At 70.5% G+C, this 12,500-nt stretch carries 10 protein-coding genes; 2 read left to right on the top strand and 8 right to left on the bottom strand.

Going from position 1 to position 12,500, the window contains the following annotated elements; all coding sequences use genetic code 11:
- Positions 1 to 169: 169 nt before the first annotated feature.
- From dnaB to AC156L_RS23055, 6 genes are all read right to left on the bottom strand, one after another.
- Positions 170 to 2,146 carry a replicative DNA helicase gene (gene dnaB / locus AC156L_RS23080; protein WP_414719883.1) on the bottom strand — a complete coding sequence of 659 codons (1,977 nt, stop codon included), beginning with the start codon at positions 2,144 to 2,146 and terminating at the stop codon, positions 170 to 172.
- 564 nt (positions 2,147 to 2,710) lie between these two features.
- A complete protein-coding gene (gene rplI, locus AC156L_RS23075; protein WP_330876061.1) occupies positions 2,711 to 3,166 on the bottom strand; it encodes a 50S ribosomal protein L9 in 456 nt (151 codons plus the stop codon).
- Between the two features lie 25 nt (positions 3,167 to 3,191).
- A complete protein-coding gene (rpsR, locus tag AC156L_RS23070) occupies positions 3,192 to 3,431 on the bottom strand; it encodes a 30S ribosomal protein S18 (RefSeq protein ID WP_106184952.1) in 240 nt (79 codons plus the stop codon).
- 54 nt (positions 3,432 to 3,485) lie between these two features.
- Positions 3,486 to 3,992, bottom strand: coding sequence for a single-stranded DNA-binding protein (locus AC156L_RS23065; RefSeq protein ID WP_330876060.1), 507 nt, complete (start codon positions 3,990 to 3,992; stop codon positions 3,486 to 3,488).
- A 16-nt stretch (positions 3,993 to 4,008) separates the two neighbouring features.
- Positions 4,009 to 4,353, bottom strand: a complete 345-nt coding sequence (gene rpsF / locus AC156L_RS23060) for a 30S ribosomal protein S6 (RefSeq protein ID WP_330876067.1) — start codon at positions 4,351 to 4,353, stop codon at positions 4,009 to 4,011.
- A 113-nt stretch (positions 4,354 to 4,466) separates the two neighbouring features.
- Positions 4,467 to 5,474 (bottom strand): hypothetical protein, encoded by a 1,008-nt coding sequence (locus tag AC156L_RS23055; RefSeq protein WP_330876059.1) that lies wholly within the window; start codon positions 5,472 to 5,474, stop codon positions 4,467 to 4,469.
- A gap of 151 nt (positions 5,475 to 5,625) precedes the next feature.
- Between AC156L_RS23055 and AC156L_RS23050 the strand changes: the two genes are divergently transcribed.
- Both AC156L_RS23050 and AC156L_RS23045 read left to right on the top strand, forming a co-directional pair.
- Positions 5,626 to 6,396 (top strand): deoxyribonuclease IV, encoded by a 771-nt coding sequence (locus tag AC156L_RS23050; protein WP_330876058.1) that lies wholly within the window; start codon positions 5,626 to 5,628, stop codon positions 6,394 to 6,396.
- A 2-nt stretch (positions 6,397 to 6,398) separates the two neighbouring features.
- Positions 6,399 to 7,823, top strand: a complete 1,425-nt coding sequence (locus AC156L_RS23045; protein WP_330876057.1) for a hypothetical protein — start codon at positions 6,399 to 6,401, stop codon at positions 7,821 to 7,823.
- Between the two features lie 42 nt (positions 7,824 to 7,865).
- On the opposite strand, the gene AC156L_RS23040 is transcribed toward AC156L_RS23045, so the two are convergent.
- Both AC156L_RS23040 and AC156L_RS23035 read right to left on the bottom strand, forming a co-directional pair.
- Positions 7,866 to 9,428 (bottom strand): glycosyltransferase family 87 protein, encoded by a 1,563-nt coding sequence (locus AC156L_RS23040; protein WP_330876056.1) that lies wholly within the window; start codon positions 9,426 to 9,428, stop codon positions 7,866 to 7,868.
- 121 nt (positions 9,429 to 9,549) lie between these two features.
- Positions 9,550 to 11,994, bottom strand: a complete 2,445-nt coding sequence (locus AC156L_RS23035) for a transglycosylase domain-containing protein (RefSeq protein ID WP_330876055.1) — start codon at positions 11,992 to 11,994, stop codon at positions 9,550 to 9,552.
- Positions 11,995 to 12,500: the final 506 nt, after the last annotated feature.

Genomic DNA, 12,500 nt, shown 5'->3' with positions numbered 1-12,500 from the left:
ACTGGCAGCACGCCGACCCTCGGGAACCGGCAGCACCCCGACCTCGGGAACCGGCAGCGCGCCGGGCCTCGGGAACCGGCAGCGCGCCGAGCCCTCACGTCCAGCAGCCACCCGATCATCTTGAGGACCGCCGGCCACCGACCACCCCGGCAGCGGCAACCCACAACCCCTACGTGTGCGCCAGATCCGTGAACCGGCTGTAGTGCAGCTGGTGCGCCACGACGATCGTCGCCGTAGGACCAGCACGGTGCTTGGCGATGATCAGGTCGGCCTCACCGGCACGGGGGTCGTCCCGTTCCCAGGCGTCCGGGCGGTTGATCATGATGACCATGTCCGCGTCCTGCTCCAGGGAGCCGGACTCGCGGAGGTCCGACAGCATCGGCTTCTTGTCGGTCCTCTGCTCGGGACCGCGGTTCAGCTGGCTGATCGCGATCACCGGCACCTCCAGCTCCTTGGCGATGAGCTTGAGGTTTCGGGAGAACTCCGACACCTCCTGCTGCCGCGACTCGGTGCGCTTGCCCGACGACATCAGCTGGAGGTAGTCCACCACGACCAGCTTCAGGTCGTGGCGCTGCTTCAGCCGCCGCGCCTTGGCGCGGATCTCCATCATGGTCAGGTTGGGCGAGTCGTCCACGAAGATCGGGGCTTCGCTGATCTCGCTCATCCGCCGCGCCAGCCTGGTCCAGTCGTCGTCGCTCATCCGACCACCGCGCATGTCGCCGAGGCGGATCTTGGCCTCGGCGGAGAGCATGCGCATGACGATCTCGGTGCGGCTCATCTCGAGCGAGAAGATGGCGCTGGTGAGGCCGTGCTTGATCGAGCACGACCTGGCGAAGTCGAGGCCCAGGGTGGAGTTGTGCGTCGGGATCATGGTCGGCCCGGCGAGGTACATGTGGTCGTGGTTGTCGACCTCCACGCACCGCACGGGAACGGAGGCCACCGGGCGCACGGCGACGACGTCGACGCGGTCGCCGCCCAGCGTGCGGAGGAGTTCGGCGATGTCGCGCGACAGCCGCACGAACCGCGTCCCCAGCGATCCACCGACCAGCAGCGCGTCCAGCAGCTCCTGCCGCTGCGCCCGGCTGGCCCGCAGGTACTCGACGGGGATGTGGGGCTCGTCCGCCAGACCGAGTTCCTTGGCGGTGCGCACCTCGTCGTCGGTCAGGTCCGACGCCGCGAACGCCAGCTCGCCCGCGCCCGCGAGGAACGCGCCGAGCGTGCGGGGCGGCAGGGGCAGCGGTGCGTGGGGCAGGTTCCAGCCGGACGCGAGCCGCACGGAGTGCCGCGCGCTGCTGCGGTGGAGCTGCTCGGTGGTGCGGATCGCCCAGAACCCGCCGGTGGCGCTGCACGACTCGGTCAGCCACTGGTGCCGCGCGTCGGCCGTGATCACGGTGCCGTCGCTGAACTCCACGTCGAAGCACGGGCGGTCGACCAGCACCTCGGTCGCCGCGACGACCCTGGTCGGCCTGCCGTCGGCCCCCATCAGCCGCTCGCCGACGCGCACCTCGCCCATGGTCGTCCAGCCGGTCGGCGTGGGCAGCGGGGTGTCGAGCGCCAGCGCCTTGCCGACACCGGGCCGGGCCGCGACGATGATCATCTGGCCGGGGTGCAGGCCGTTGGTCAGCTCGTCGAGGTCGGCGAACCCCGTCGGGATGCCGCTGGAGTTGCCGCCGCGCGAGGCGATGGCGTCGATCTCGTCCATGGTCGGCTGGAGCAGGTCTTCGAGGACCACGTAGTCCTCGGTCGTGCGCCGGTCGGTCACCTCGTAGATGGCGGCCTGGGCCCGGTCGACGACCTCGTCCACGTCGGCGCCCTCGGCACCGTTGTAGCCGAGCTGCACGATCCGCGTGCCTGCCTCCACGAGCCTGCGCAGCACGGCCTTCTCGGCCACGATCTCCGCGTAGTACCCGGCGTTGGCCGCCGTCGGCACGGTCGCGATCAGCGTGTGCAGGTACGGGGCGCCGCCGACGCGCAGCAGCTCGCCCCTGCGCTCCAGCTCGGCGGACACGGTGATCGGGTCGGCGGGCTCGCCGCGGCCGTACAGGTCGAGGATGCAGTCGTACACGGCCTGGTGCGCGGGACGGTAGAAGTCCGTCGGCGCGAGCGCCTCGATGACGTCGGCGATGGCGTCCTTGCTCAGCAGCATGCCGCCGAGGACCGACTGCTCCGCGGCCAGGTCCTGCGGGGGCTGCCGTTCGAAGCTGGGTTCGGCCATCCCTCGGTCGTCCACCAGCGCCACCGCGCCCTCACCTCCACGCATCGAGCTGTCCGACGTCCGTTGTACCCCGAGGCACCGACAATTCTTCGCAGCACGGGCTGCAACTCACAGCGAGCACCGGGGGACGTGTCCCGGACGCTAGAGCCACCCGACTGGAGTAGGCAAACCTGCCTGTGGACAAGTCGGTGGACAAGTTGTGGATGACCGGCGCCAACTGGCCACACCGGGCCGAGAAGGTGGGGACAACCTGTGTACAACTTGGTGTGTGACAGAAAAAGCCGCAGCTCAGAGGCTGTGTACAACTTGTGGAAAAAGTTGTGGGTCACTGGTGCGGCGTGTCGCGTGTAACTCGCTTTTCGGCGTGTCGCGGGGTGCCTGTCACAGCGGTCTGTCCACAGGCCGTCGGCTACGCCGCGACTACGACGAACGAGCGACAGCGCCGCCCGCCCGGCGAACCGGGCGAACGGCGCTGTCGGTGTGCGTCTGCGGTGCTCAGCTGGCGGAGGACACGTCCACCGAGAGCGAGACCGTGACCTCCGGGTGCAGCCGGACGGTCACCGCGTGCTTGCCGGTCGTCTTGATGTGACCGGCCAGCTCGATGGCGCGCTTGTCCAGCGTCGGACCACCGGCGGAACGGACGGCGGACACCACGTCGGACGTGGTGACCGAGCCGAACAGCTTGCCGGAGCCCTTCGCGGACTTGGCCTTCAGCGCCACGGCGCCGAGGTTCTCCAGCGCGGCCTTGATCTCCTTGGCGTGGTCCAGGTCGCGCACGCGGCGCGTCTCCTGGGCACGGCGGATGACCTCGACCTGCTTGGCCGCGCCCTTGGTGGCCACGATGGCCAGACCGCGGGGCAGCAGGTAGTTGCGTCCGTAACCGTCCTTGACCTCGACGATGTCGCCGGGGCCACCAAGGCCGCTCACGTCAGCAGTGAGGATGAGCTTCATGTTCTGGGCTCCGTCTCTCTCTGAGTTAGCGGGCGGTCGAGGTGTAGGGCAGCAGCGCCATCTCGCGCGAGTTCTTCACGGCGATGGCGACGTCGCGCTGGTGCTGCGAGCAGTTGCCCGTCACGCGGCGCGCGCGGATCTTGCCGCGGTCGGAGATGAACTTCCGCAGCATGGTGGTGTCTTTGTAGTCGATCTGAGTGGCGCTCTTGTCCTTGCAGAAGGCGCAGACCTTCTTCTTGGGCTTGCGCACAGGCGGCTTGGCCATGTGTGTGCTCCTGGGTAAACGCGGTGTGGGTTGTCTGGGTGACCGGTGCGCGGTCTAGAAGGGGGGCTCGTCGGCGAAGCCGCCGCCACCGCTGTTGCTCGCCGCCGGGGCGGAGCCCCAGGGGTCGTCAGCGGGAGCGCCGCCACCACGGGGAGCGGAGGAGCCGCCGCCGAAGCCGCCGCCCTCACCCCCGCCACGGCTGACCTTGTTGACCTTCGCGGTCGCGTAGCGCAGCGAGGGGCCGATCTCGTCGACCTCAAGCTCCACGACGGTGCGCTTCTCGCCTTCCTTCGTCTCGAAGGAACGCTGGCGCAGCCGTCCGGACACGAGCACACGCGAACCACGGGTGAGCGACTCGGCCACGTTCTCCGCGACCTGGCGCCACACGTTGCACCGCAGGAACAGCGCGTCGCCGTCCTTCCACTCGCCCGACGCCTTGTCGAACGTGCGGGGAGTGGACGCCACGGTGAAGCTCGCCACCGCGGCGCCGGACTGGGTGAAGCGCAGTTCGGGATCGGCGGTCAGGTTTCCGACCACCGTGATCGTCGTCTCGCCAGCCATGTCGGGAGCCCCTGCCTCAGACCTTGGCCTTGGCGGCGTTCTTGGCCGCCTTCACCGAAGCCTTGGTGGACTTGGCGGGGTGGCGCCGCATGACCTTGGTCCGCAGCACGGTCTCCTGCAGGCCCAGCTGGCGGTCCAGTTCCTTCACCGCGTCGGGAGTCGAGGTCAGGTCGAGGACGGCGTAGATGCCCTCGCTGCTCTTGTTGATCTCGAAGCTCAACCGGCGCTTGCCCCAGACCTCCACCTTCTCCACGTTCCCGCCAGTGGTGCGGATGACGTTGAGAAAGTTGTCCAGCGACGGTGCGACAGTGCGCTCGTCGAGACTGGGGTCAAGGATGACCATCACTTCGTAATGACGCATGAGGACCACTCACCTCCTGTGGACTCGCGGCCACGGACTGTCCGTGGCAGGAGGGTCGTCGCGTCAGCAACCTGCGAAGCCTACCAGCGGCTAGCAGCGGTCCGGTCCAGGGGTCAAGCCGCTGAACGGCGCAGCACCCACGTCCGCACCAGCGCGCCGGTCACGCACGAGAGCGCGAGCACCGCGAGCAGCACGGGAACGGCGACGCCGCCCATCTTCCCGGTGCCGGGCAGCGCCTGGGCGCGGCCCGCGGTCTGCACGGTGCCGCTGTCCGTGGACGGCAGCCCGTAGCCGGGGGTGTAGCCGGGCACCTGGCCGCCGTAGCGGACGCCGGGCGAGGGCGAGAAGAGGCCGGGCGTCGCGAACGGCAGCGAGCCGTAGCCGAACATCGGGACGCGGCCGAAGTTCGCGCCGAGCCCGTTCGGGCCGTACAGCGGCACGTCACCGGGGCCGACGCCGCCGACCGGGCTGAAGATGCTGCCGGGACCGGGCTGGCCGGGCGTGGTGCCCGTCCCGGTGCCGGGGGGCGTGCCGGTGCCGGGCTGACCGGTGCCCGGCTGGCCGCCTGGCGGGGGGACCTGCGGCTGGGGTGCGCCGGGGAGCTGGCCGGCCGCCTGCTCCGAGGCGTCGGCGATGGCGTCCGTGCCGTCCTGCACGGGGGCCACGACGGCGTTGACCGCCTTCACCGTCACCCCGCAGGTGGCGGACAGGGTCTGCTGCACCGAGGCGCCCAGCGTGCCGATCACGGGGCCGAGCAGGGGGATCTTCGCCAGCTCGGCGACGACCTTGGTGGCGATCTCGCCGCCGGTGATGGCACCGGTCCCGGTGGGGATCGCGCCGATCGGGATCGGCGGGAGCGCCGTGAACGCCCCGCGCAGCGGCTCCGCGAGGGGCGGGCCGAGCAGCGGGATCGCGCGGACCAGGTTGACGACGGGGTCGACCACGGCGCCGGGGCTCAGCGCCACCGGCGTGCCGGGAGCCCCCTCGACGGTCGTCCGGCAGCTGCCCACGACCACCGGTTCAGCCGCCGAAGCCGTGCCCTGACCTGCGGCGGCGCCGAGGGCACCGATCACGAGTGCCACGAGCGCCGCTCCGAACAGCCGGGTGGGTCGGGTCCGCATGTCCTGCCTCCCCATCGTTTCCTACTTTCAAGTAACGAGCGTAGGTCCTGGTGGTGACGCAGTCCACGGGCTGTTCGGCGGTAGTCCCCCCGAACCCCGTATCGACGGTGGGGCGGCAGCGCATTACCGAAGCCGACTACCCTGCATGGTCATGCGCATCGGGGCTCATGTCCGCGACGACGACCCGCTCGGCGCCGCGGCGGACCGTGGCGCGGAAGTCGTCCAGTTCTTCCTGGCCGACCCGCAGGGCTGGAAAGCCCCCAAACCGCACCCGCAGGCCGCCGAGCTGCTCGCCTCGGACATCGCAGTGTTCGTCCATTCGCCGTACGTGCTCAACGTGGCGTCCCTCAACAACCGGATCAGGATCCCCTCCCGCAAGGGGGTGGCCCAGCACGCCACGGCCGCCAAGGCCGTCGGCGCCGAGGGGCTGATCGTGCACGGCGGCCACGTCACCAAGGGCGAGGACCCCGCCGAGGGGTTCGCGAACTGGCGCAAGCTCTTCGAGCGCCAGGCCGAGTCCGGTGGCTTCGACGTGCCGATCCTGATCGAGAACACGGCCGGTGGCGACAACGCCATGGCCCGCCGGTTCGACTCGCTCAAGCGGCTGTGGGACGAGGTCGGCGACTTCGGCGCCGGGTTCTGCCTCGACACCTGCCACGCGTTCGCCGCCGGTGAGGACCTGGTCGGCATCGTCGAACGGGTCAAGGCCATCACCGGCCGGATCGACCTCGTGCACCTCAACAGCTCGCGCGACGAGTTCGCGTCGTCCCGTGACCGGCACGCGAACATCGCGTCCGGCACCATCCCGCCCGAACAGCTGGTCGCCGTCCTGGCGGCCGCCGACGCCCCCGCCGTGGTGGAGACACCCGACGAGGGCCAAGCCGCCGACATCGCGTTCCTGCGCGAGCACGTCGGCCGGTGAGCATGGCTCAGGAAGTGGTGGCCGCTGTGCCCGAGCACGTCGACGGGCCTCGGTCCAACCACTTCGGGCGCTCCGCGATGGCGGTGCTCGTGCTGCTCTGCGGGCTCACGCTGATGATCGGCTTCGCGAACAAGGACCGCTGCACGGGACCGTCGTTCGACCAGTGGGGCCGCAGCCAGCCCGACTACGAGCAGCGCAACAAGCAGGAGGTCTGCTACTCCGACATCCAGCACCTGTGGATCGGCCGCGACGTCGACCGGCACGTCTTCCCGTACGTGCACGGCGACATCAACGCCAAGGGCGTGCTGATCGGCGGCACCGTCGAGTACCCGGTGCTGACCGGCCTGCTCATCTGGGCGGGCGCGATCTTCACCGACACCGACGCCGGGTTCCTGCTGTTCTCGGCGCTGCTGATGGCGCCGTTCGGCCTGGCCACGGCGTGGCTGCTGGGCAAGCTGTCGCGGTGGCGGGCCCTGCTGTGGGCGATCGGACCGCCCATGGTGCTCTACGCGTTCCACAACTGGGACCTGCCGGTGGTGCTGTGCGCCGTCGCCGCGGTCTACGTGGTGCACCGGGGCTGGGGCGGGCTCGGCGCCGACCGGCCGCTGATCGACCGGGCCGTCGCCGCGTCCGTGCTGCTCGGCGTCGGGTTCGCGTTCAAGATCTACCCGGCGCTGTTCGTGCTGCCGCTGATGCTCTACGTCCTCACCGGCGGTCGCGGCGGCCGGGAGATGCCCGCGGGCAAGCGGTACGACTGGGCGGGCGCCGTCCGGGTCGCGCTGGCGTCGATCATCACCGTGGTGCTGGTCAACCTGCCGTTCGCGCTCTTCGGCTACAAGGGCTGGTTGGCGTCGTTCGAGTTCCAGGGCCAGCGCCGGGTCGACATCACGACCAACTCCATCTGGTACTGGGGCATGCGGCCGTTCATGTCGGACGACGCCATGCAGTCGCTGGTGAGCGTCCTGTCGCCGGTGTGCATGGGGGTGTCGTTCGTCGCGGCCTGCTGGATCGGCTGGCGCCGGTACCTGCGCGACGGCGTGTACCCGTGGATCCCGGTGTCCGCCGCGATGCTGTGCGGGTTCCTGCTGCTGCACAAGGTGCACTCGCCGCAGTACACGCTGTGGCTGGTGCCGATGTTCGTGCTGATGCGCATCCCGCTCGGCTGGGCGTTCGCGTACTTCGCCGCCGACCTGGCGATGGGGATCGGCATCTTCCGCTGGTACTACGCGATCGAGTTCGGCCAGCCCGCGGGCATCTACGACGGCTTCTCCGCGCAGGCCGTGGTGATCGGCGTCTGGGGTCGGGCCGCGCTGCTCGTGGTCCTGTTCTACGTCTTCCTGCGGGCCCGCGACACGGTCACGGACACCGAGGACGACGAGGCCGCGTTCGACCAGCACGCGGCCGTCCACGACGGACGGCGGGACTGACCCGCTCGGCCCCGGCGCACCCGCCGGGGCCGAGCGGCGTGGTCAGACCCTCGCCTGGTGCGCGGGTTCCCGCGCCTTCGGCAATTTCAGCACCCTCCGGTCCGGAGCCCCGTCCAGGAACCCGCCCGCCGGGTCGTCCTCACCGGCCCGGCGGACCAGGTCGAGCGACGGCCGGTAGACCTCCCGCACGATCAGCACGCACAGCAGGACCACGAAGGCGTCGCGCAGCAGCACCGTGCCGAGGAACCAGTCGATCGGCAGTCCCTTGTGGTCGGTGCCGAGGTAGAAGTACATCCGCGGCACCCACACCAGCGCGTCGACCGCCATCCACGCGAACAGCAGCTTCCAGCGCGGGATCGCCAGCACCGCCAGCGGCACCAGCCACAGCGAGTACTGCGGGCTCCACACCTTGTTGGTCAGCAGGAACGCCGCCACCACCAGGAACGCGAGCTGCGCCAGCCGGGGTCTCGTCGGCGCGGACAGCCCGATGAACCCGACGGCCGCGCAGCAGAGCACGAACAGCACGGCGCTCACCGTGTTCAACACCTCCGGCACCTGGCCCTGCACCAGTCCGGGGTCGAAGCCCTGCCAGCCCGTCCACTGCGCCACCACGTTGTACAGCGAGTCCGGGTCGACGCCGCGCTCGGCGTTCAGCCGGAAGAACTCCTGCCACCCCGGCCGGTAGAGCAGCGCGATCGGCAGGTTCACCGCGGCCCACGTCGCCAGCGTCGTCGCCACCGTCGTCATGCCCTCGCGCACCCGGTCCGACCGCCAGCACAGGATCAGCAGCGGCCCCAGCAGGAACAGCGGGTACAGCTTCGCCGCGCCGCCCAGCCCGAGCAGCACGCCCGCGAGCACCGGTTTCTTCCGCGCCCAGGCCAGCATCCCGGTCGTCGCGAACGCCGCCGCGATCGTGTCGAAGTTCGTGAACGCGTGCACCACCACCAGCGGTGAGAGCGCCACGACCGCCGCGTCCCACACCCGCCGCCTGGCCAGCCTGGCGACCGCCCACGCCGTCGCCAGCCACGCCAGCGCGAGCCAGAACGCGGTCAGGTTGAAGTAGACGATCACCGTCATCGGCGCGGGCAGCCAGCCCGACTGCGCCAGGGTGATCCACCCCTGCGCCATCCGCGCGTTCACCCACTGGAACAGGCCCGTCAGCACGGGGTACTCCATGTACCGGACGTGCGCCGTCGGCTTGCCCTCGTCGTCGATCCACGACGTCCGGTACGGGAACGTGCCGGGCTGGTCCATCCGCTCGGCCGTGTACAGCGGCACGACGTCGGAGTAGCAGAGCGCCACGAACTGGCGGCTCCCCCGCCAGTCGAGCTGCACCTGCCCCTTCTCGTCGACGTACTGCTGGATGCACGGCGACTTCTGCAACCACGCCAGCGACAGCGTCACGACGGTGAGCAGGAGCACGACCCGCAGCGGCGTCCAGAACCAGTGCCGCCCGATCGAGGCGTGGCGGCCGACCGGGCCGCCGAACGGCTTGCTGGCCTGTTTCGCCAGCGGCTCCGTCCACGTGGGCAGGACCCGCTCGTCCGGACCGAGCGAGTCCGTGTCGTCTGCGTTGGAGTTCTGGACATCCGATGGGCTGGACACCCGCCGGATGCTACGGGTTGCCTGATCACGTCGGGGTCAACTCGCGCCGACTGCCCGCGGCGGGTCCGCAGACGACGATGGGCCCGACGCGGTGCGTCGGGCCCATCGTCATCGCGCTGGATCAGGGATCGTCGGGGTCCCTGCCACCCCCGCCGGGTCCGGCGCCGTTCGTCTGCGTCGACGTGCTGGTGCCGCTGGGCGGGCAGAAGCCGGGCAGGCAGCCCGGCGGCCTGCCGGACGACGGCGTCTGGGAGGTCGTCGAGGTCTCCGACGTCTCGGACGTCGGCGGCGGCTCGGTGGTGGTCGGGGTGGTCGTCGTGGTGGACGGGGCGGGCGGGGGCGACGGCCTCGGGGGCTCCGACTGGCCGATCATCTTGGCCTTCGGGAACTGGACGTTCGGCACGCCGTCCAGCGCCAGGTCCATGAACCTCTTCCAGATCTGGCCGGGCAGGCCCGAACCGAAGATCGGGTCGTCCTGGGAGTTGCGGAGGGCGACGTTGCCCGCCTCGGTGCCCATGTAGACGCCCGCCGCGAGGGTCGGCACGTAACCGACCATCCAGGCCTTCGAGTTGTCGACGCCGTCGAGCTCGTGCGTGCCGGTCTTGCCCGCGCACTCCCGGCCGCCCGCGCAGGTGGTGCGCGGGGAGGCCTTCGGGATGTCCTTCAGCACGTCGGTGACGTTGTCCGCGATCTGCTCGCTCTTCGCGGGGTCGGGGTCGAACGCGGACCGGGACTTGTCGGCGTGCTGGTGCAGCAGCTTCCCGTCCGGGCCCTCGATCTTCGTGATGAAGTACGGCTCGTGGTAGGTGCCCCTGGCCGCGAAGGTCGCGTACGCCGACGTCATGTCGAACGGGCGCACGAGGGTCTTGCCACCGCCGATGGAGATGTTGCCGTCGGGGCCGTCGCCGTTCTCGCCCGCCAGGAGCTTCTGCGGTTCGCCGCCCGCGATCGAGACCTCCTCGGGGATGCCGGCCTGGAACGCGGCCTCGGCGACCTTCCCGGTGCCCACCTTGTTGACGGCCATGTCGTAGAACACGGTGTTCACCGACTTGACCATCGCCTCGCGGACGCTGCACTGCTTGGGGACGTTGCAGGCGACACCGGCGGCGTTCTTGACCGGGTTGTTCTCACGACCGGGGAACTTCCGCGGTGAACTGCCGTCGTAGACCTCGCCGACGCCCTCACCCTGCTGGAGCGCTGCGACCAGGTCGAACGGCTTGAACGAGGAGCCCGGCTCCTGGAGCGTGCCCTTGTTGTAGTCGATGCCGAAGCCGTCGTTGCCCGCCCAGTAGGCCCGCACCGCGCCGGTGCCGGGGTCGATGGCGGTCAGCGAGTAGCGCAGGTTGTCCGGCTGGCCCTCCATGACCTCCTTGACCGCGGTGTCGGCGGACTGCTGCATCTTGGGGTCGATGGTCGTGTAGACCTTGATGCCGAGTTTGAGGGCCTTCTCCATCGTCATGTCGATGCCCGCGCTCGCCATCTCGGCCTCGACCTGGGCCTGGATGTGGGCGGGGGGACCCTCCAGCGCGTTCTGCTGGACGTCGGCCAGCGGCACGGGCTTCGGGAAGGTCTGGGAGTCGTAGTACTCCTGGGTGATCCAGTTCTTCTCGAGCATCTGACCCATCACGAACTTCCAGCGGCTGACCGGGTATGCCTCCTCCTCGGACCGGCTGGGGTTCTGGATCATGCCCGCGATCAGGGCGGCCTCGGACGCGGTGAGGTCCTGGACCTCCTTGTTGTAGTACATCTTCGCGGCGGCCTTGATGCCGAACGCCGAACGTCCCTGGTAGATCGTGTTCAGGTACGCCGCGAGGATCTCGCTCTTGCCCTTCTGGTTGCTCATCTTGTAGGCCTTGACGACCTCGGTGAACTTCCTGGAGAGCGTGGGCGCCTCGTTCTCGGTCGCCTTCTTGACGTACTGCTGGGTCAGACCGGAACCACCGCTCTCACCGCCGGTGACCTGGATCCACACGGCGCGGGCGATGGCCTTGGTGTCGAAGCCGGGGTTCGTCTCGAAGGTGGCGTCCTCGGCCGCGAAGATGGCGTGCTTCACGTCCTCGGTCAGCGCGGGGTCGTCCACCGCCAGCAGTTCGCGGTTCGCGCCCTGGGGCGCGATCTTCGTCATCTCGGAGTCGTCCGCGTAGTAGATCGTGACGGCCTTCTGCTGGCCCTCGGCGACCACGGCGGGGTCGGGGACGTCGACGACCTGGTAGGCGATGGCGAAGGCGACGACCGGGGTCAGGACCATCAGGCCGGCCGCCACGTAGGAGATGCGGCGGACGCGCCGCCAGATCCGCTTCTTGCGCAAGCGGCGCTCCTCCTCGTCCGTCAGCTCCTCCTCGTCGTCGTAGTCCTCCTCGAGGGACTCGTCGCCGTAGAAGATCGCGGGCTCGTCGGGTTCCCGGTGCGTGAGCAGGTCGGGTTCGCGCTTCACCGAGGGCTGGACGGGCTGGAGCAGGTCCGTCAGCTCGTCGGGCTTGTTGGTGGGCGGCGGGGGCTGGCCGGGGCCGCCGGGACGACCACCGGGGCCACCGGGGCGGGGACCGCCCGGACCGCCGGGGGGCATGGGGGGACGACCACCGGGCCCGCCCGCGCCGGGTGGCACGGGGGGCCTGCGGGGACCGCCGGGGGGAGGCAGCGGAGGACGGCCGCCGGGGCCGCCCTGGGGACCGCGCGGCGGCGGGCCCTGGTTCATGGCACCGGGCGGTGGGCCCTGCTGCGGGCGGGGGAAGTCACCGGGCGGCGTGCCGGGGCGCCCGCCGGGACGGGGGGGAACGGCGCCCTGCGGGGGGCGCGGGAAACCGCCGGGCGGTGTGCCCGGTCGGGGGGGCCGGTTCTCGCCGTGCGACGGGTTCCGAGCGCCGGTTCGATCATCCGGCTGATCCTGGGCACCGTGACGCCTGCCCGCCGCGCCGCCGTCCGGGTCGTCCCCGGTCGGCCACTGCGGCTCGCCGCCACGTTGCCTGTCGTCATGCTGGTCGTTCACGAAAAGGCCCTCCCAGACCGGCGCACGCGCGTGCGCGGTTCGGTGGTCACACACCGCAGGTGTTCGGTTACGGCGATCAGCGGACG

Source organism: Umezawaea sp. (assembly GCF_057122925.1).
Note: the sequence above shows the minus strand (reverse complement) of the source record. Positions and strands in the feature narration are given on the sequence as shown.

Bases quoted from the DNA above. Each gene is read 5' to 3' on its own strand.
- dnaB (WP_414719883.1), bottom strand. From the start codon at position 2,146: ATGCTGCTGAGCAAGGACGCCATCGCCGACGTCATCGAGGCGCTCGCG.
- rplI (WP_330876061.1), bottom strand. From the start codon at position 3,166: ATGAAGCTCATCCTCACTGCTGACGTGAGCGGCCTTGGTGGCCCCGGC.
- rpsR (WP_106184952.1), bottom strand. From the start codon at position 3,431: ATGGCCAAGCCGCCTGTGCGCAAGCCCAAGAAGAAGGTCTGCGCCTTC.
- AC156L_RS23065 (WP_330876060.1), bottom strand. From the start codon at position 3,992: ATGGCTGGCGAGACGACGATCACGGTGGTCGGAAACCTGACCGCCGAT.
- rpsF (WP_330876067.1), bottom strand. From the start codon at position 4,353: ATGCGTCATTACGAAGTGATGGTCATCCTTGACCCCAGTCTCGACGAG.
- AC156L_RS23055 (WP_330876059.1), bottom strand. From the start codon at position 5,474: ATGCGGACCCGACCCACCCGGCTGTTCGGAGCGGCGCTCGTGGCACTC.
- AC156L_RS23050 (WP_330876058.1), top strand. From the start codon at position 5,626: ATGCGCATCGGGGCTCATGTCCGCGACGACGACCCGCTCGGCGCCGCG.
- AC156L_RS23045 (WP_330876057.1), top strand. From the start codon at position 6,399: ATGGCTCAGGAAGTGGTGGCCGCTGTGCCCGAGCACGTCGACGGGCCT.
- AC156L_RS23035 (WP_330876055.1), bottom strand. From the start codon at position 11,994: ATGCCCCCCGGCGGTCCGGGCGGTCCCCGCCCCGGTGGCCCCGGTGGT.